The following is a 19424-nucleotide window of genomic DNA, read 5'->3' as shown; positions in this document are numbered from 1 at the left end:
GGAGTAGCATCTCGCCAGGTGACAAGCGCCGCGTCTTCGACTATATGAGCCGCATGATCCACCTGACCGCCTCGTTTTGGTACTTTACCTACGACAGCTCGCTGGCGGCGGGAGGATTGCGCTCGATCTGAAGATTGCAGCACCAAAATCCGACAAGCCGCCAGACCTGGCGGCTTTTTTGTTTCAGCCGGCAGGTCTCCTAACCAGGAGCAGAATGCCGTGTTGACCACAACAGACGACCTTCGGGTCACCGAACTCAAAGTCCTGAGCACGCCGGACGAGGTGATGCGCGAGATACCGCGCTCACTCACCGCGACGCGCACCGTTGCCGCCTCGCGCAACGCCATCCATTCGATCCTGACGGGGGCCGACGATCGATTGATAGTCATCGTCGGCCCTTGTTCCATCCACGATCCGGTCGCCGCCGTGGACTACGCCAGCCGTCTGGCGGCGCTGCGCGAGGCCCTGGCCGACCGGCTCGAGATCGTCATGCGCGTCTATTTTGAGAAGCCGCGCACCACGGTCGGCTGGAAGGGCCTGATCAACGACCCCGACCTCGACGGCAGCTTCAACATCGACAAGGGGTTGCGCATGGCGCGCAACGTGCTTTCCGCCGTCAACAACCTCGGCCTGCCGGCGGCGACCGAGTTCCTCGACATGACCACGCCGCAATACATAGCCGACCTCGTCGCCTGGGGCGCCATCGGCGCGCGCACGACCGAAAGCCAGATCCATCGCGAGCTGGCGTCGGGCCTTTCCTGCCCGGTCGGCTTCAAGAACGGCACGGACGGCAATCTGAGGATCGCCGCCGAGGCGGTGAAGTCGGCCGCCGAGCCGCATCATTTCATGGCGGTGACCAAGGGCGGCCGCAGCGCCATCGCGGCCACCACCGGCAATGAGGACTGCCACGTCATCCTGCGCGGCGGCGTGGTGCCGAACTATGATGCGGACAGCGTCGCGGCGGCAGCCGCGGAACTCGCTCGCATCGGCGTCGCGCCGCGGTTGATGATCGATGTCAGCCACGCCAACAGCGGCAAGAAGCCGGAAAACCAGCCGAAAGTCGCGCACGATGTGGCGGGCCAGGTAGCCGCGGGCGACGAGCGCATCATCGGCGTCATGATCGAGAGCAATCTCGTCGCCGGCCGCCAGGATGTCGTGCCCGGCAAGCCGCTCGTCTACGGCCAGAGCATCACCGACGGCTGCATCGACTGGGCGACCACCGAAACGGTGCTGCACGGCCTTGCCGGCGCCGTCGAATGGCGCCGGTCGGTGAAGCGCGAGATGCTTGCCAGCCGTCAGGGCGCGGCGTGATGGCTATGAACGAGGGCGGTGATTACACCGCCCTCAGCCCTTCCCATGCTGTGAATACCGAGACCGCGAACAGCAGCAGCCCCGCCGCCCGTCCGGCAAGGATGGTCGCCCGGGGATTGTCGACCAGCAACATGCGGCTGCGGCCGGCGGTGATGGCGAGCCCGCCATAAATTCCTGCCTGGGTGGCGACCGTCAGCAGCCCCATCACCGTCGCCTGCATCCAGATCGGACCGTAAGCCGGCTTCAGGAATTGCGGATAGACGGCGATGATGAAGAGATAGGCCTTCGGGTTGATCAGGCAGGTGACCAACCCCTGGCGAAAAGCCTTCCAGGCGGAGCGGCTGCCCGCGGGCCCGCCATCGCCGACGGTGATGGAGCTGCGCATCAGCGAAATCCCGATATAGGCCATATAGGCGGCGCCGGCGACCAGCAGCGGCTTGAACAGGACCGGCACGAAATGCATGAGCAGGCCGACGCCGATCGCACCGTTCAGCGTGTGCACCGCTCCGCCAAGCATGATGCCGCCGGTCGCCGCCAGCCCCCTGTCGCGTCCCCCGGTCAGCGCATTGGCCAGCACGAACAGCATGTCCATGCCAGGCACGGCGATGATGCCGAACAGCAAGATGAAGAAAAGCCAGAGATTTTCGGTGTAGCTCATGTCAGTTGCCTGTTGCCGTCCCGGCGAAGGCTCAAAGGAATCTGTTGATTTTCAAGCCGGTAGGCGGCCCTATAGGTCATTCCAACTGACGGGGGTGTGTCAGTTGCTTTTCAGCCGGGTGGAGAAATGCGCAAGGCCTCGCGCCTGTTCGAGATCATCCAGATCCTGCGGCTGGCCCGGAAGCCGGTGACGGCGGCGACCATCGCCGAGCGGCTGGAAGTGACGGTGCGCTCGGTCTATCGCGACATTGCCGCGCTGCAGGCGATGCGCGTGCCGATCGAGGGCGGGCGCGGTATCGGCTATATCCTGCGTCCCGGCTTCGACCTGCCGCCGCTGATGTTTTCGATCGAGGAAATGGAGGCGATCGTGCTGTCACTGGCGCTGCTTGAGCGCACCGGCGACGACGAGCTCAAGCAGGCCGCGAAACGCGTCGGCGCCAAGATCGCCGGCGCGGTGCCGCCGCCCTTGCGCCAGACGCTCGACGCCAACGCTCTGCATGCCTGGGGTTTCGCCGCGCCCTCGGCCTCCGCGGTCGATCTCGCCCTGGTCCGCCGCGCCATCCGCGATGAGGAAAAGCTCGACCTTGCCTATCGCGACGAAGCCGGCCGCGCCACGCAGCGCATCGTCCGCCCGGTGGCCCTCATCTATTACGCCGAGACCGCCAACATCGTCGCCTGGTGCGAGCTGCGCCAGGCCATCCGCAACTTCCGCAGCGACCGCATCGAGGACTGCCGACCGGCGGGCCTGTGGTTCAAGGGCGAAGGCGACCGCCTGCGGCAGATCTGGGTGGACGGCTGGGAGATCAATGCTGCCGCCGGCAACTGAACCGTCGCCGGTTCGCCGGCCGCTTTACCGCACATCCACCCAGCGCTGTTCCTGGAACGAGCGCGCCATCGCGTGCACGGTGCGCTCGATCTCCAGCCCTTCGTCGAAATCGATGATCCGCGCCGGCTTGCCTGCGATCCGCATCAGCAGTTCGCGGCATTCGATCATCTTGAGGTCGTTGAAGCCAAGGCCGTGGCCGGGCGCCGGCAGGAAGGCATCGTAGGGCTTGTGGTGCGGCGCCACCAGGATGGTGCGGTAGCCCTGTTCGGTCGGGCGGTCGGCGGTGAGGTAGAGCTGGAATTCGTTCATCCGCTCCTGGTCGTAAAGGATCGAGCCTTTCGAACCGAAGATCTGGATAGCGATGCGGCCCTTGCGGCCCCAGGCCGAGCGGTTGACCAGCAGCGTGCCGGCGACGCCGTTTTCGAGGTGCATCAGCACGCTGGCGATGTCGTAGGTCTCGACCGCACGGCGGCCGCCGGAGGCGACGCGCCGGTCGGCATAGGGTTTCACCATGTCGCACATGACACGGGCGACGCGGCCGAACAGCACCTTGATCAGAGACAGCGGATGCACGGCGAAATCGTCGAGCGCGCCGTAGCCCGAAGACGCCTCGTGCTTCCAGAAGAACAGCGCGTCGGGGTCGGCCATGAAATCCTCGTCCATCTCGATGCGCACGAGATTGACGTCGCCGATGATCTTTTCCTCGAGCAGCGCGCCGATATGGCGGATGGCCGGGTTCTGGATGTAGTTGTAGCCGAGAGCGGCCACCTTGCCGGATGTCGTCGCCGCCTTCGCCATCGCTTCGGCTTCGGCGAAACTCGGCGCCATCGGCTTCTCGCACCACAGATGCTTGCCGGCTTCCAGGACGGCGATCGCCATTTCCGGATGAAACTGGTTGGGCGTGGTCAGCGAGACAACGTCGACCTCCGGGTCGTTGACGACTGCGCGCCAGTCGCCGGAGCCCTTGGCGAAGCCGAATTCGCCCGCCTTGCGCCTGGCAAGCTCGTCGTTGACCTCGCCCAGGTGCACAAGCTTCGGCTTGTCGACATCGGGAAAGACGGTGCCGACCGCATTCCAGGCGATGGCGTGGCACTTGCCCATGAAGCCCGTGCCGATGAGGCCCACTCCGACCATGTCGATTCTCTCCGAGATGAGGGAAGAAACGCGTATGGATGAATTAATCCATTTTACTAAAGAATGGAACGTGTAAATCATTTTTTATGGTGTTCTTGCGCGAACTCGCTATGATGAGGCAGGAGAGGGAACTATCAATATGGCCGTGGGCGGAGCGACGATGGACGAACGGGTGCCTCGCGATTTCGAGACGTTGCGCACGACGATCCTGGAACGGCGCCACAGCCTGCCCAAGCGGATCGCGCAGATCGCCGCTTATGCGCTCGACAATCCCGACGACATCGCCTTCGGCACCGCCGCCAGCATCGCCGCCTCGGCCGGTGTCCAGCCCTCCACGCTGATCCGCTTTGCCCAGCAGTTCGGCTTCGACGGCTTCACCAGCCTGCAGCAGGTTTTTCGCGAACGGCTGCGCGAGCGCAATTCCTCCTACGACGAAAGGCTTGCGGCGCTGCGCGCCAAGGCCGAGGAAGGCGCCGGCCACCGGGCGATCTTCGATGGTTTCGTCGCCGCCGCCAGCACCTCGCTCAGCGACATTTCGCGCGCGCTGAACGATACGCATTTCGAGGAGGCGATCGCCCTGCTGGCGAAGGCCGAGACCATTTATGTGCTGGCCAAGCGCCGCTCCTATCCGGTCGCCTCCTACATCGCCTATGCGCTTGGCAAGCTCAAGATCCGCAACCAGCTGGTGGAATCGGCCGCGGGTCTCAATGCCGAGATGATCGCCTTCGCCACGCCGCGCGACGCCGTCATCGCCATCAGCTTCTCGCCTTACGCGCCCGCGACCATCGACGAGACGCGCTTGATCGCCGAGCAGGGCGTGCCGATCGTGGCAATCACCGACAGCTCGTTTTCTCCGCTCGCCCAGTTCGCCAAGGTGTGGTTCGAGGTCGCCGAAGCCGATTTCGGCGGCTTCCGCTCGCTGTCCGCCACCATGGCGCTTGCCATGGCGCTCACCGTCGCCGTTGGCGAGAAGCGCCGCGACGCCGGCCGCAAGCGCAAGGCCTGAACGGCCCCTGCATCAGCGTTTTTCCATCCGGGAATGCTCATTCCATATTGACTATAGATTGGAATTATTATTTCATATTGACGGCACCGCGCCGCCATTCGCGCGTGCTGCCCAAAACGACGCTGCTCTGCACAACAAGGCCGATGGGAGGTTCGAATGGGCGAAGCCGTGGAAGCGAAATATCCGCCGCTCGACGTCATCACGATCGGCCGTGCCTCGGTCGATCTCTACGGCCAGCAGATCGGCTCGCGGCTGGAGGACATCGCCTCCTTCGCCAAGTCGGTCGGCGGCTGCCCGGCCAATATCTCGGTCGGCACGGCAAGGCTCGGCCTGCGCCCGGCGCTGCTCACCCGTGTCGGCGACGAGCAGATGGGCCGCTTCATCCGCGAGCAGCTCCGGCGTGAAGGCGTCTCGGTCGATGGCTTGAAGACCGACAAGGAGCGGCTGACCGCGCTGGTGCTGCTTTCGGTCGAGGACGAAGGCGTCTCGCCGATGATCTTCTACCGCTCCGACTGCGCCGACATGGCGCTCGCGGAAGAGGATATCGACGAGGCGTTTATTGCCTCTGCCCGCGCGGTCGTCGTCACCGGCACGCATTTTTCCCGCCCCAACACCGATGCCGCGCAGCGCAAGGCGATCCGTTTGATGAAGGCCAAGGACGGCAAGGTGGTCTTCGACATCGACTACCGTCCGAACCTCTGGGGCCTTGCCGGCCATGCGGAAGGCTTCGAACGCTACGTCAAGTCGGACCGCGTCTCGGCGCAACTGAAGACTGTGCTTCCCGATTGCGACCTCATCGTCGGCACCGAGGAAGAGATCATGATCGCCTCAGGCGCCGACGATTGCCTGAGCGCGCTGAAGACGATCCGCGCCCTGTCCTCGGCCACCATTGTGCTGAAGCGCGGCGCCAAGGGTTGCATCGTCTATGACGGGCCGATCAGCGACGACCTCGAGGATGGCGTCGTCGGCAAGGGCTTCCCGATCGAGATCTACAATGTGCTCGGCGCCGGCGACGCGTTCATGTCGGGCTTCCTGCGCGGCTGGCTCGGCGGCGAAAGCTTTGCGACGGCCGCGACCTGGGCCAATGCCTGCGGCGCCTTCGCCGTGTCGCGCCTGCTTTGCGCGCCGGAATATCCGACCTTCGAGGAGCTGCAGTTCTTCCTGAAGCACGGCAGCAAGCATCTGGCGCTGCGCAAGGACGAGGCGATCAACCACGTCCATTGGGCGACGGCGCGCCGGCGCGACATCCCCTCGCTGATGGCGCTGGCCTGCGACCATCGCGTCCAGCTCGAGGATGTCGCCGCCAAGGTCGGCGCCGATGTCTCCCGCATTCCCGATTTCAAGGTGCTCACGGTCAAGGCGGCGGCCAGGGTCGCCGCCGGCCGCGCCGGCTACGGCATGCTGATCGACGAGAAATACGGCCGCGACGCGATGTTCGAATTCGCCCGCCATCCGTTCGCCTGGCTCGGCCGTCCGGTCGAGCTGCCGGGCTCGCGGCCGCTGCGCTTCGAATTCTCGCAGGATATCGGCTCGCAGCTCATTGAATGGCCGGTCGACCACTGCATCAAATGCCTGTGCTTCTATCATCCGGACGATCCCGAGCCGCTGAAGACCGAGCAGCAGCAAAAGCTCCGGGCTTTGTTCGAGGCCGCGCGGAAAGTTGGCAGAGAACTTCTCGTCGAGATCATCGCAGGCAAGCACGGCAAGCTCGACGACACCACCATTCCGCGCGCGCTGGAGGAGCTCTATGCGGTGGGCATCAAGCCCGACTGGTGGAAGCTCGAGCCGCAGGCTTCGGCCAACGCCTGGGCAAAGATCGAGGCGGTGATCGTCAAGAACGATCCATGGTGCCGCGGCGTCGTGCTGCTTGGTTTGGAGGCGCCGCAGGACGAGCTGGTCGCGGCCTTTGCCGCCGCGAGCAACTCTCCGATCGTCAAGGGATTTGCCGTCGGTCGCACCATCTTCATCAACGCCGCCGAACAATGGCTTGCCGGCAGGATGTCGGACGACGAAGCTATCGCCGACATGGCCGCGCGTTTTGAACAGCTGACCGAGGCATGGCTTGCCGCGCGCGGCCGCAAAGCTGCATAAGAAGGCGGCCGCATAACAAGACGGCACAAGAAAGCCGGAGGAAACGACAATGACCAAGACCGTTCGCCTGACGATGGCGCAGGCGCTGACCCGCTTTCTCAGCCGGCAGGTGACCGAGATCGACGGTAAAAAGGTGCCGATCTTCGGCGGCGTCTGGGCGATCTTCGGCCATGGCAATGTCGCCGGCGTCGGCGAGGCGCTCTACCAGGTCCGCGACGAGCTGCCGACCTTCCGCGCCCACAACGAGCAGGCGATGGCGCATGCGGCGATCGCCTATGCCAAGGCGAATTTCCGCCGCCGCTTCATGGCCGCCACCACCTCGATCGGCCCCGGCGCGCTGAACATGGTGACGGCCGCGGCCCTTGCCCACGTCAACCGCCTGCCGGTGCTTCTGCTTCCCGGTGACGTCTTCGCCAACCGCCTGCCCGACCCGGTGCTGCAGCAGGTCGAGGATTTTTCCGACGGCACGGCGAGCGTCAACGACTGCTTCCGCCCCGTATCGCGCTATTTCGACCGCATCACGCGTCCCGAGCAGATCATCCCGGCGCTCAACCGCGCTATGCAGGTGCTGACCGATCCGGCCGAATGCGGGCCGGTCACGCTCTCGCTCTGCCAGGACGTGCAGGCCGAGGCCTATGACTATCCCGAAAGCCTGTTTGCCGAGCGCGTCTGGACACAGCGCCGGCTGCGCCCGGACCGAAACGAGCTGGAGGCAGCGGTGGCGGCGCTGAAGGGCGCCAAGAAGCCGCTGGTGATCGCCGGCGGCGGCGTCCTCTATTCGCAGGCCTCCAGCGAGCTGGCGAAGCTGGCGCAGAGCGCCGGCATTCCGGTCTGCGAGACGCAAGGCGGCAAATCCTCGCTGCCCGATGATCATCCGCTCAACATGGCCGCCGTCGGCGTCACCGGCACGTCGGCCGCCAACCGGCTGGCGGAAGAGGCCGATGTCGTGCTCGCCGTCGGCACTAGGCTGCAGGACTTCACCACCGGCTCCTGGGCGCTGTTCAAGAATGCCGGCCGCACCATCATCGGGCTGAACACACAAGTCTTCGACGCCGGCAAGCACTGGGCGCTGCCGCTGGTCGCCGACGCCGCCGAAGGGCTCTCTGAACTGACCGCCGCGCTGAAAGGCTGGAAAGCGCCCGCCGCCTGGACCGACAATGCGCTGAAGGGCAAGGGGGACTGGCAGGCCGCGGCCGCCAAGGTGACGGCGTCCACCAACGCCGCTTATCCGTCCGACGCGCAGGTGATCGGCGCCGTGCAGCGGGCGATGGGCTCGGGCGTCACCTTGCTGCATGCCGCCGGCGGATTGCCGGGCGAATTGCACAAGCTCTGGCAGGCCGGCGCGCCCGGTTCGTATCACGCCGAATACGGCTTCTCGACCATGGGCTACGAGATCGCCGGCGGCCTTGGGGTGAAGATGGCCAAGCCCGGCGAGGAGGTGGTCGTCATGGTCGGCGACGGCTCCTACCTGATGCTCAATTCCGAGATCGCCACCTCCGTGATGCTGGGTCTCAAGCTCACCATCGTGCTGCTCGACAACCGTGGCTATGGTTGCATCAACCGGCTGCAGATGGCGACCGGCGGCGCCAACTTCAACAATCTGCTGAGGGACGCTCGCCACGAGGTCATGCCCGATGTCGATTTCGCCGCGCATGCGACGAGCCTCGGCGCCGTCGCCGAAAAGGTGGCGTCGATCGCCGAGCTGGAGACGGCGCTCGCCAAGGCCAAGGGCAACGATAAGACGACGGTGCTGGTCATCGACACCGATCCGCTGGTCTCGACCGACGCCGGCGGCCACTGGTGGGATGTGGCCGTGCCGGAAGTCTCGTCGCGGCCGCAGGTGAACGCCGCGCGCAAGAAATATGAGGAAGCCGTGGGCAGCCGTCAGGGCTGAACTGCGTCTGCCTCGCAACGATTGAAGCTGGAGTGACGACTTGAAAGCCAAACTGGGCATGTCCCCCATCGCGTGGTGGAACGACGATCTCGTGGAATTGAGCGATGACGTGTCGCTGGAGGAGTGCCTGCGCCAGTCGCGCTCGGCCGGCTTCACCGGCATGGAGATGGGCCGCCGCTTCCCCAATGATCCGAAGGTGATGCTGCCGATCCTGAAGGAAGCCGACGTCACGCTTTGCGGCGGCTGGTTCTCCGGTACGCTGGTCAACGAGGACCTGGCGAGGAACAAGGATCGTATCCAGCCGATGATCGACCTTTTCAAGGCGGTCGACGCGCCCTGCATCGTCTATGGCGAGGTCGGCCGCTCCATCCAGGGCGACCGCTCCAGGCCTCTGGCCACCAAGCCAAAGCTCGCCGACGACGAGATGAAATCCTATGGCCGCCGCGTCACCGAATTCGGCGAATGGTGCGCCGAGCAAGGCATGCCACTCTCTTACCACCATCACATGGCGGCGGTCGTCGAGACCGAGCCGGAACTCGACGCCTTCATGCGCCATTCCGGCGAAGGCATCCCGCTGCTGCTCGACGCCGGCCATCTCGCCTTTGCCGGCGGCGACGTGCTGCGCGCCATCGACAACCACCACAAGCGCATCAACCACGTGCATGTGAAGGACGTGCGCATGGGCGTGATCGAGAAGCTCGACCGCACGAAGCAGTCCTTCCTCGACGCCGTGGCGCTCGGCGCCTTCACTGTGCCGGGCGACGGCTCGCTCGATTTCGGCGCCATCGTCCAGCGCTTCGCCGATCACGGCTATGAAGGCTGGTTCGTGGTCGAGGCCGAGCAGGATCCGAAGAAGAATCCGCCGCTCAGGATGGCTCAGGTCGGCCACAAGGAACTGATGCGGGTGATGACGGCCGCCGGCTATACGGTGGAGACGCAAGGCTTCCCGGCGTAAACGGTGGATTCGCCACGGCGCACGGTCTATCTGATGCGCTTTGGGCAAATCCTGGATTGGCGCGATGAAAGACTATGAGCACCCCTTCTTCCGGCCGCTGTGGCGACGCATCGCCGTCGTGGCCGTATGTTTGATCTGGTCGGTCATCGAATTCGCCTCCGGCACACCCTTCTGGGGCGTCATCGCGCTCGGCTTCGCCGGTTACGCGGTATGGCAGTTCTTCTACCTCTACAAGCCGGCCGAAGAGGGCAAGGCCGACACCGAACCGAAGGAATGACGGATTGAATATGGTGGCGATTGGCCGGAACGCCTCTCACTTCGTCATCCTGGGGCGGAGCAAGGAGCGAAGCGACGCGGCGCAGACCCCAGGATCCATGCCGTGACTTCGAAAGTGTTATGACGGTGCAGAATTCTGCTCCGCCGCGCCCTTCGAGTGAGGTTACGGCATGGATCCTAGGGTCTCCGCGACGGAGCTTCGCTCCTGCTTCGCCCCAGGATGACGAAGTTGAGAGGCCCCGGCCAATTTCCAAGGTTTCGCGATAGTCCATCGAACGATGAAATCTTGGCCGCAAACAGGCCTGAAAATCGAAGTGTCGGGTAATTAGGGAGACCTCAATGTCGAAACTGCTCGTCAAGGCCGACAAGGGCCACGGCCGCGTCGCTCACGTCACGCCGCAAAGCGCCGGCTGGACTTATGTCGGTTTCGACCTCCATCGCTTGCGCCCAGGCGAGACGGCTTCGGGCGAGACGGGCGACCGCGAGGTCTGCCTGGTCTTCGTCACCGGCAAGGGTAAGGCGTCAGCCGGCGGCAAGGATCTCGGCCTGCTCGGCGAGCGCATGTCGCCCTTCGAGGGCAAGCCCTGGTCGGTCTATGTGCCGCAAGGCTCCGACTGGTCGGTGGCCGCCGACACCGAGCTGGAGCTTGCCGTCTGCTCGGCGCCGGGCCTCGGCGGCGGCCCGCCGGCGCGAGTCATTTCACCCGACGATCTCGGTCAGGAAGTGCGCGGCAAGGGCACCAACACGCGCTACGTCACCAACATCCTGCCAGAGGGCAAGCCGGCGGACTCGCTGCTGGTGGTCGAGGTCATCACGCCCGGCGGCCACACCTCCAGCTATCCGCCGCACAAGCACGACCAGGACAATCTGCCCGCCGAATCCTACCTCGAGGAGACCTACTACCACCGCCTCAACCCGCCGCAGGGTTTTGCCTTCCAGCGCGTCTATACGGACGCTGACCAGAATGGCGAGCGCGAGCTGGACGAGGCGATGGCGATCGAAGACGGCGACGTCGTGCTGGTGCCCAAGGGCTACCATCCATGTGCGGCCTGCCACGGCTATGATCTCTACTATCTCAACGTCATGGCCGGCCCGAAGCGGACCTGGAAGTTCCACAACGCTCCCGAGCATGAGTGGCTGATGAAGGCCTGAGGTCTTTCATCGCGCTCAAACTATTGGTCCAGCTCGGAGAAAGCGTCGGCTAACGACCCTCAGGGGCTGTTTGCCTTCGAAAACCCATGAAAGCTTCGTCAATCCGTCATGGAAATCACCTATGGCAGCGGGCTTACGAGGTTTCTCATGCGCTACGCCATCTATTTCACCCCACGGCAAGACGAGCCGCTGGCACACCTCGCTGCCAATTGGCTTGGCCGCGACCCGTTCGGCGCGCCAACGCGGCCGGTCGGGGCGGTGGGCGACTTGTCGGCGGCGGAAGTTGCCTTCCACACCGCCTCGGCGCGCCGCTACGGTTTTCATGCGACGCTGAAGGCGCCGTTCCGGCTGGCGCCGAGCGAGACGGAAGCCTCGCTGCGCGCCGCGCTGGACGACTTCGCCGAAGCGACGCCGCCGGTCGCCATTCCGCGCCTCGTCATCGGCCAGATCGACGGTTTCTTCGCGCTGGTGCCGGAAACTCCATTCGCGCCGCTCAACAGTTTCGCCGGCAAGGTCGTTCGCGCTTTCGACCGCTTCCGCGCTCCGCTGACCGAGGCCGAGATCGAGCGGCGCAGCCCTGACTCGCTGAAGCCGGATGAGTTCCGCAACCTCTGCCAGTGGGGCTATCCCTACGTTTTCGAGACCTTCCGCTTCCACATGACGTTGTCCGGACGCGTCGGGCCACAGGAAAGCCCACGTCTTCGTGCAGCGATCGACAGCCTGTTCGCGGATGTGCTGCAGCATCCGGTGCCGGTGGATGCGCTGACGCTGTTTGTCGAAACCGAACCGGGCGCCCCGTTCATGGCGCTCTCCCACCATGCGCTTGGATGCCGCCCGGCCAGAAAAACCGCATGATGTCGACTAAGGACTGCCTGAAATGACCGCCGAAACCGTCCTCACCAATGCCCGCATCGTGCTAGCCGGCGAGATCATCGAGGGCTCGCTGCTGCTGCGCGATGGCCGGATCGCCGCTGTCGAGCCGGGCGCCGTCCGCACCGGCGAGGACATGGGCGGCGACTACATCATCCCGGGCCTCGTCGAGCTGCACACCGACCATCTCGAAGGCCATTACGCGCCGCGCCCGAAAGTGCGCTGGAACCCGATCGCCGCCGTGCTTGCCCATGACGCGCAGGTGGCGACCGCCGGCATCACCACCGTGCTCGATGCCTTGCGTGTCGGCATGGATGAGGATGCCGATCTGAAATCCGACGACGTGCGCAAGCTCGCCGACGCGATCGAGGACAGCGTGCGCCAGGACCGGCTGCGGGCCGACCACTTCATCCATCTGCGCTGCGAGGTTTCCGCGCCGGACTGTCTCGAGGCCTTCGCCAATTTCGAGACCGACGACAGGGTGAAGCTCGCCTCGTTGATGGACCATGCGCCGGGCCAGCGCCAGTTCGTCAACCTCGAGACCTATGCCTACTATTATCAGCGCAAGCTGAAGCTGACGGACCGCGACTTCCAGAAATTCTGCGAGAAACGCATGGCGGAATCGGCCATGAATTCAGGCCCCAACCGCGTCTTCATCTCCGCCGCATGCCGCGAGCGCGGCATCGTGCTCGCCAGCCATGACGATGCCACGGCCGGCCATGTCGACGAGGCTATCGAGCAAGGTGTGCGCGTCGCCGAGTTCCCGACAACGGAAGAGGCTGCAAGGGCCTCGAAGGCGGCGGGCCTCGGCGTGCTGATGGGAGCGCCCAACGTCATGCGTGGCTCCTCGCATTCGGGCAATGTCTCGGCCAGGGCGCTCGCCGGCGACGGCCTGCTCGACATCCTGTCGTCCGACTATATTCCCTTCAGCCTGATCCAGTCGGCCTTCTTCCTCGGCGATGTCGTCGAAGGCATCTCGCTGCCGCAGGCGGTCGCCATGGTGTCGAAGAACCCGGCAGAGGCAGTGGGCCTCACCGATCGCGGTGTCATCGAGCCCGGCCGGCGCGCCGATCTCGTGCGCGTGCGCGTCGACGAGCGCGTGCCGGTGGTGCGCACCGTCTGGCGCCAGGGCGGGCGTGTCGCATGATGGTTTCAGCCTTGATCGAACGCGAGCTCACCGAAACCCTTCCCATCCGCAACGGCGTCTTCGTTGCGGTCGTCGGCCCGAGTGGCGCCGGCAAGGATACGGTGATCGGCTACGCCAAGGCGCGCTTTGCCGGAGAGACGCGGCTGGAATTCGTGCGCCGCGTCATCACCCGGCCGAGCGATTCCGCGAGCGAGGATCACGACACGCTGGCCGACGCCGCCTTCGCCGAGGCGGAAGCCGACGGCGCCTTCGCCATTTGCTGGGACGCGCATGGCCTGCGCTATGGCCTGCCGGCCGATGTCGATTGGGCAGTGGCCAACGGCCATGTCGCGGTGGCCAATGTCTCGCGGTCCGTCATCCCCATGCTGCGTGAGCGCTACGCCAATCTGGCGGTGGTTGAGATCACTGCCGCACCGGAAATCCTCGCCGAACGCCTGGCGGCGCGCGGTCGCGAATCGCGCGGCGAGGTGCTTGCCCGCCTTGCGCGCAGCACGAACGTGACGCTTTCGGGACCGGACGTCACCTCGATCGACAACAGCGGCGCCAGGGAGATCGCCGGCGAGCGCTTCGCCGAGGTGCTGTGCAAGGCGATGGCGGTCTCGGATCTGTCCGGGATGATCTGAGGCTACTCCGCCGGCGCCCCGGCTACGTTCCGTCTCGTCGCCTCCATCATCCGGCGCCGGGCGCGGAAAACGCCCCATTGCTGGTCGACCAGCACGCCGATCAGGATCACGCCGCCCATCACCGCGAAATTGAGCGAGGAGGGGATGCCGAGCAGGTTGACCAGGTTCTGCAGCTCCTGCAGCAGCACCGTACCCAGAATGACGCCGATCAGCGAGCCCTCGCCGCCGCGCAGCGAGAAGCCGCCGAGCACCGCCGCTGCGATCGCGTAGAGCTCGTAGAACTGGCCGTGGCTGGCCGGCGAGATCGAGCGCGTGTACATGGCGAAATAGATCGCCGAAAGCGCCGTCAGCACGCCGCAGATGACGTAAGCGGCGATCACCACGCGTCCGGTGCGGATGCCCGAATATTTCGCCGCTTCCTCGTTCTTGCCGATGGCATAGAGATACCGCCCGAACACCGAGCGGTGCAGCACCACCCACATGACGATGGCAATCACGATCAGCGCGATGAAGCTGTTCGGCACGCCGTACGAGCGTCCGGCGGTGATGAATTCGAGGGTCGGGAAATTCTGGCCGAAGGCGAAGCCCGCCGTGCCGTCGGCGGTGTAGAAGCGCGCCACGCCGCGATAGATCAACAGGCCGCAGAGCGTCACCACGAAGGGCTGCAGCTTGAGCCTGGTGATCAGCCAGCCATGCACGTAGCCGATGACGGCGCCGAGCACGATGATCAGCACGAAGGCCAGCGGCCAGTCCATCTCGCGCACGGCGATGAAGTCGATGAACAGCGTGCCGAGCAGCGCCACCAGCGAGCCGACCGAGAGCTCGATCCCGCCGGTGATGATGACGAAGGCCTGGCCGATGGAGAGGATGCCGAACAGGCCGATCAGGTTGGAAGTGTTGGCAAGGTTGATCGGCAAAAGGAAACGCGGGTTGATCGCCGTCACCACCGCGCCGACCACCAGGATCAGGATCAGCAGGCCGAGGTCTTTCTTGCTCATTGCGCTCCTCCGACGGCATGCGCCAGCTTGGGGCTTTTGCCCACCGCCAGCAAAAGCACGTTCTCCTGGCTGAAATCGTCCCGATCGAGAATGCCGGAAATCTGCCCCTCATGCATGACCGCGATGCGGTCCGAGACGCCGATCACCTCTTCCATGTCGCTGGAGATCATCAGCACCGCGACACCGGCATCGGCAAGCGCCCGCATCAGGCCGTAGATCTCGGCCTTGGCGCCGATGTCGATGCCGCGCGTCGGCTCGTCGAGGATCATCACCTTGGGGTTCATCGCCAGCCATTTGGCTAAAACCACCTTCTGCTGGTTGCCGCCCGAAAGCGTGCCGGTGCGGGTCAGGACCGACGGCGCCTTGATGCCGAGGTCCTTCTTCTGCTTCTCCGCGGTGGCGAGCTCGGCGCTGGCCGACACCAGCAAGCGCTTCGCATGCGCCGGCAAATTGGGCAGCGAGATGTTCTGCGCGATCGAGAGATCGAGCAGGATGCCGGTGAGCTTGCGGTCTTCCGGCACCAGGAAGATGCCGTTCGCCACCGCATCGGCGGCCGATCCGACATTGAGCGCCTTTCTGTCCAGAGCGACACTGCCGCCGAGCCGCTCGTCGATGCCGAACAGCACGCGCGCGAGCTCCGTGCGCCCCGAGCCGACCAGCCCGGCAAGGCCGAGGATCTCGCCGCGCCGGACGTCGAGATCGACCGGGTGATCCGGATAGGCGCTGGTGCGCACGGCATTTACCGAGAGCGCGACGCCGCCTGGCGCGCGCCCCGCTTCCGCAGCCTTCTCGCGCTCTTTCAGCATGCGCCCGATCATCAGCTTGACCATCTGGTCGTGGTTGATCTCGCTCTTGGGCAGCGTGCCGGCAAGCATGCCGTCGCGCAGCACCACGACCCGGTCGGCGACACGCTCGACCTCGTGCAGGCGGTGCGAGATGAAGATGACGCTGATGCCTTCCGCCCTCAGGCCCTTGATGACGTCGAGCAGCTTTTCGGTCTCGGCGATCGGCAGGCTGGAGGTCGGCTCGTCGAGGATCACCAGCCGCGCCTTGATCGACAGCGCCTTGGCGATCTCGACCATCTGCTGCTGGGCAAGCGAGAGCGTCGCGACCGGCGCGTCAGCCGAAAAATTGGCGCCGACGCGCTTCAACAGCGGGGCCACCATCTCGCGCAGCCTGGCGCGGTCGACCAGCCTCAGTGGCCCGGCCTTGAGCGGCTCGCGGCCGAAGAAGATGTTGGCGGCGACGTCGAGATTTTCGAAGAGGTTTAATTCCTGGTGCACGAAGGCGATGCCGGAGCCGATGCTGGCTTCCACGGTCAGCCCGACATGCGCGACGCCATCGACGGTGACGGTGCCGCTGTCCGGCCGCGTCACGCCGCCGAGGATCTTCATCAGGGTAGACTTGCCGGCGCCGTTCTCGCCGACCAGGCCGATCACCTCGCCGGGCCTGACCTCCATGGAAAACCCGTCCAGCGCCACGACGCCGGGATAGGTCTTGCGCACGGCCTCGAGGCTCAGGAACGGAGCGGTCGTCGATTGGGCGAAGGATGTGTCGGAATAGTTCATCGCGCCATAATTCATCGCGCTTGCCAGCCGGTGGGCCACAGACTGACGGGCCTCGCGAGGCCCGTCAACAACAAGAAAGGCGTCGGCCTTGAATTGCCCCTCACCCTAATCCTCTCCCCCTGAATGGGGCAGAGCCGCCGCAGGCGGATGAGGGGCAGCTCCAGCACCGACAATCGGTTGCCACCTTTGCCCAGTTCAGTTTCCGGACATCGCCTTCAAATTGGCGGCGTACGCGTCGACATCATCCTTGCCGATGATCTTGGTCGGGATGATGATCAGGCCCTTCTCCGGAATGCCCGATTTGTCGCCCTTGAGGTAGGACGCCATCAGCTTCATGCCCTGATAGGCCCACTCGAAGGGCTGCTGCACGACGGTCGCGGCGACAGTGCCTTCCTTGACGCCGCCCAGCGTGATCGGATCGTCGTCGAAGCCGACGACGGTGATCTGGCCGAGCTTGCCGGCGTCGCGCAGCGCTTCATAGATGCGCGGCGTGTTGTAGGAGTAGAAGCCGACCATGCAGGTAATGTCGGGGCTGGCGACCAGCGCGTCCTCGACATTCTTCTTGGCGCGCGCCTGGTCGATGTCGTCGCCGCGCACGTCGACCAGCTCGATCTTGCTGCCGGCGAGACCGTCCTTCATGCCCTGGATGCGCTCCTTGGCGTTGTCGGCGCCGAGCAGGCCGACGAAGCCCAGGCACTTGCCGCCGTCCGGCATCGCCTTCTTGGCGATCTCGGCCGCCTGCTTGCCGGCGTCGACGTTGGACGAGCCGATATAGGCAACGCGCTTGGTCTGCGGAGCGTCGCTATCGGTGGTGAACAGCGCCGTCTCGGACGCGATCTTGTTCAGCCCGTCGGTCGAGGTCTTCGGGTCGACGGCGGAGACCATGATGCCCTTGACGCCGGCCGTCACCAGGTCGTCCATCAGCCGCTGCTGGATGGCGACAGACGACTGCTCCGGATATTTGAGCTCGAGATTGTAGTCGGGCAGCTCCCCTTGCGCCTTCTTCACGCCGGCTTCCGCCGCCTTCCAGAAGTCTGACGCGCCGTTGACGACGAAGGCCAGCGTCGGCTTGTCGTCGGCGCGCACGGCTGCGCTCGCCGACAGGCCTAGCGCCAAGGCCGCCGCGGCGACCGATGCATTACGGATCATGGATTTCATGGTTCAACCTCCCTTTTGAAACTCATCGCTGATGTCTCGGCTGCGGCCCGGACGCCCTCCTCCTCAAGGGGCTTGCCCAAGGTCTGGCAACTTGAGAACGGCGCCAACCCGGCCGCGACCAAAACACTAGACACAGATTTGCCGTTCGTAAATAGTCCGATTTGTCTGACATTTTCGTGATAACGAGACGTCCCTTCCGGCGACATTCCCCTCCGTGTGAGACACGCTCGCTCCCACTTGCCGCTATCGGCCGGGAGGCCCCGGCCAAGTCGCGACGAGTTGACAGTAGAACGCTTAGAGCTATTAGTAAAGAGTATTAGTCATAGAGCCAAAGGCGCGCATTTTTCGGTGGAGTAGAGACAAGCCGCTAGCGCGCGAACGGAGGAGCAGCAGCGACCGCCATCGCTGTCAAATTCGGCGAAATCATCAGCCTCTCTGACCTTTTCAACTTGTTCGTCGGCAGGCGATGTGGCTGGCATCGAAGGCACCGCGTATGTTAATAATTATAATCATGGCGCGACTCCATAAATACGCCGTGCCAGGGTATCTTGCCGTTGCCGCTGGCCTTTGCTTAACAGCCGGCAGGTTTGGGAAACGACCATGAGCGAACCGACGGAACTGCGCGATCCCCCGGAAACCTCCAGGCGCCGTAAGCCGCCCGTCAGGCCCAAGGGTCGCGTTACCATGACCGATATCGCTCGGGCCGCCGGCTGCTCGCAGGCGACGGTCTCCTTCGTGCTCAACAATTCGCCGGGCATCCGCCTGTCGCAGCAGACGCGCGATCGGGTGATTGAGGCCGCGCGATCGCTGGGTTACTCGCCGCCGGTCTTCTCGGCGCTCCGCCCGGCCGTGACGCCGTTCGAAGGATTGGACGGCGTGATCGGCTTCGCCGTCGACCAGCTTGCCACCAGCCCCGAGGCGGTGGTTGCCATCGAGGGCGCGCGCCAGGCCTCGTGGAATGCCGGCAATGTGCTCTTGGTGGCCCAAACCATGGGCGATGCGGTGATGGAGCCGCGTGCCATACAGGCGCTGACGCGACGCGGCATCTCGGCGCTGATCTACATGACCATCTTCACCCGCGAGATCACGGCGCCCGATTTCCTCTACGGCCTCGACATCCCGGTCATCCTGCTCAACTGCTACACCGCCGACTATGCCTTCCCGGCCGTCGTGCCCTCCGAGATCGCCGGCGGCCAGAGCGCGACAAGGCACCTGATCGGCCACGGCCACCGCCGCATCGCCACCATCACCGGCGAGCCCTGGATGCAGGCCGCGCAGGACCGGCTGAAGGGTTATCGCCGCGCTTTAGCCACCGCCGACATCCCTTTCGATCCGGAGCTGGTGGTCGAGGGCGACTGGTCGGCCAGCGCCGGCTATGCCGCGACCGTCAAGCTTCTCGCGCTGAAAGACCGCCCGACCGCCATCTTCTGCCAGAACGACCGCACGGCGATCGGCTGCTACGAGGCGCTGAAGGAGGCAGGCCTGCATATCCCGCAGGACATTTCCGTGGTCGGCTATGACGACGAGGAGATCGCCCGCCACCTGTTCCCGCCGCTGACCACATCGATCCTGCCGCATCTGGCGATGGGCCAATGGGCGATCGAGCAGTTGGAGACGCCACTGACGCCCGGCCACGGCCGCTATCCCATCACCAAGCTGGAGTGCCCGCTGGTGGAGAGGGAGAGTGTGGGGAAGGTGCCCGCACAATCCCGGTGACCCGAGCCTGACGCAGGCCTATGATCGGATGGCATACACCGG

The 19424-nt window shown here is 64.9% G+C and carries 17 protein-coding genes; 12 read left to right on the top strand and 5 right to left on the bottom strand.

The genetic code is table 11. The features are described from left to right. Nucleotides 1-219: 219 nt before the first annotated feature. Nucleotides 220-1311 (top strand): 3-deoxy-7-phosphoheptulonate synthase, encoded by a 1092-nt coding sequence (locus tag EH240_RS08625; protein ID WP_124997164.1) that lies wholly within the window; start codon nt 220-222, stop codon nt 1309-1311. Between the two features lie 22 nt (nt 1312-1333). On the opposite strand, the gene EH240_RS08620 is transcribed toward EH240_RS08625, so the two are convergent. After that, nucleotides 1334-1969, bottom strand: coding sequence for a LysE family translocator (locus EH240_RS08620; RefSeq protein WP_124997162.1), 636 nt, complete (start codon nt 1967-1969; stop codon nt 1334-1336). A gap of 126 nt (nt 1970-2095) precedes the next feature. On the opposite strand from EH240_RS08620, the gene EH240_RS08615 reads away from it, so the two are divergent. Beyond that, nucleotides 2096-2794, top strand: coding sequence for a helix-turn-helix transcriptional regulator (locus EH240_RS08615; protein ID WP_124997160.1), 699 nt, complete (start codon nt 2096-2098; stop codon nt 2792-2794). 24 nt (nt 2795-2818) lie between these two features. Here the strand turns inward: EH240_RS08615 and EH240_RS08610 are convergent, their stop codons facing one another. Further along, a complete protein-coding gene (locus EH240_RS08610; RefSeq protein WP_124997158.1) occupies nt 2819-3928 on the bottom strand; it encodes a Gfo/Idh/MocA family protein in 1110 nt (369 codons plus the stop codon). Between the two features lie 160 nt (nt 3929-4088). On the opposite strand from EH240_RS08610, the gene EH240_RS08605 reads away from it, so the two are divergent. The 9 genes from EH240_RS08605 to phnN all read left to right on the top strand — a co-directional run bounded on the left by EH240_RS08605 (nt 4089) and on the right by phnN (nt 13942). Then, nucleotides 4089-4934, top strand: coding sequence for a MurR/RpiR family transcriptional regulator (locus EH240_RS08605; protein ID WP_167483967.1), 846 nt, complete (start codon nt 4089-4091; stop codon nt 4932-4934). Nucleotides 4935-5090: 156 nt separating this feature from the next. Next, nucleotides 5091-7025, top strand: coding sequence for a bifunctional 5-dehydro-2-deoxygluconokinase/5-dehydro-2-deoxyphosphogluconate aldolase (locus tag EH240_RS08600; protein WP_124997154.1), 1935 nt, complete (start codon nt 5091-5093; stop codon nt 7023-7025). 49 nt (nt 7026-7074) lie between these two features. Then, nucleotides 7075-8919 carry a 3D-(3,5/4)-trihydroxycyclohexane-1,2-dione acylhydrolase (decyclizing) gene (iolD, locus tag EH240_RS08595; protein WP_124997152.1) on the top strand — a complete coding sequence of 615 codons (1845 nt, stop codon included), beginning with the start codon at nt 7075-7077 and terminating at the stop codon, nt 8917-8919. A gap of 40 nt (nt 8920-8959) precedes the next feature. Next, entirely contained in the window at nt 8960-9874 is a 915-nt protein-coding gene (iolE, locus tag EH240_RS08590) for a myo-inosose-2 dehydratase (RefSeq protein WP_124997150.1), read from the top strand. A gap of 64 nt (nt 9875-9938) precedes the next feature. After that, nucleotides 9939-10151, top strand: coding sequence for a DUF3329 domain-containing protein (locus EH240_RS08585; protein ID WP_124997148.1), 213 nt, complete (start codon nt 9939-9941; stop codon nt 10149-10151). Between the two features lie 338 nt (nt 10152-10489). Next, a complete protein-coding gene (iolB, locus tag EH240_RS08580) occupies nt 10490-11302 on the top strand; it encodes a 5-deoxy-glucuronate isomerase (RefSeq protein ID WP_124997146.1) in 813 nt (270 codons plus the stop codon). A 147-nt stretch (nt 11303-11449) separates the two neighbouring features. Next, nucleotides 11450-12157, top strand: a complete 708-nt coding sequence (locus EH240_RS08575) for a DUF1045 domain-containing protein (protein ID WP_124997144.1) — start codon at nt 11450-11452, stop codon at nt 12155-12157. A gap of 22 nt (nt 12158-12179) precedes the next feature. After that, nucleotides 12180-13319 (top strand): alpha-D-ribose 1-methylphosphonate 5-triphosphate diphosphatase, encoded by a 1140-nt coding sequence (locus EH240_RS08570; protein WP_124997142.1) that lies wholly within the window; start codon nt 12180-12182, stop codon nt 13317-13319. Next, on the top strand, nt 13316-13942 hold the full coding sequence (phnN, locus tag EH240_RS08565) for a phosphonate metabolism protein/1,5-bisphosphokinase (PRPP-forming) PhnN (protein WP_167483966.1): 627 nt from the start codon (nt 13316-13318) through the stop codon (nt 13940-13942). Before EH240_RS08570 ends, phnN begins: the two co-directional genes overlap by 4 nt. Before the next feature lie 2 nt (nt 13943-13944). Here the strand turns inward: phnN and EH240_RS08560 are convergent, their stop codons facing one another. The 3 genes from EH240_RS08560 to EH240_RS08550 form a co-directional block, all read right to left on the bottom strand. Next, the gene (locus tag EH240_RS08560) at nt 13945-14940 is read right to left on the bottom strand and encodes an ABC transporter permease (RefSeq protein ID WP_124997140.1); all 996 of its coding nucleotides are present in this window, start codon (nt 14938-14940) and stop codon (nt 13945-13947) included. Further along, complete coding sequence (locus tag EH240_RS08555; RefSeq protein WP_124997188.1) at nt 14937-16508, bottom strand: sugar ABC transporter ATP-binding protein; 1572 nt, start codon at nt 16506-16508, stop codon at nt 14937-14939. The genes EH240_RS08560 and EH240_RS08555 overlap by 4 nt, the downstream gene beginning before the upstream one ends. 195 nt (nt 16509-16703) lie before the next feature. Then, nucleotides 16704-17666: a sugar-binding protein gene (locus EH240_RS08550; protein WP_124997138.1), complete on the bottom strand. Its 963-nt coding sequence runs from the start codon at nt 17664-17666 to the stop codon at nt 16704-16706. A 600-nt stretch (nt 17667-18266) separates the two neighbouring features. Here EH240_RS08550 and EH240_RS08545 point away from each other — a divergent pair. Beyond that, nucleotides 18267-19382, top strand: coding sequence for a LacI family DNA-binding transcriptional regulator (locus EH240_RS08545; protein ID WP_167483965.1), 1116 nt, complete (start codon nt 18267-18269; stop codon nt 19380-19382). Nucleotides 19383-19424: the final 42 nt, after the last annotated feature.

Origin of the sequence: Mesorhizobium tamadayense (assembly GCF_003863365.1) — a bacterium.
GTDB classification, from domain to species: domain Bacteria; phylum Pseudomonadota; class Alphaproteobacteria; order Rhizobiales; family Rhizobiaceae; genus Mesorhizobium; species Mesorhizobium tamadayense.
Note: the sequence above shows the minus strand (reverse complement) of the source record. Positions and strands in the feature narration are given on the sequence as shown.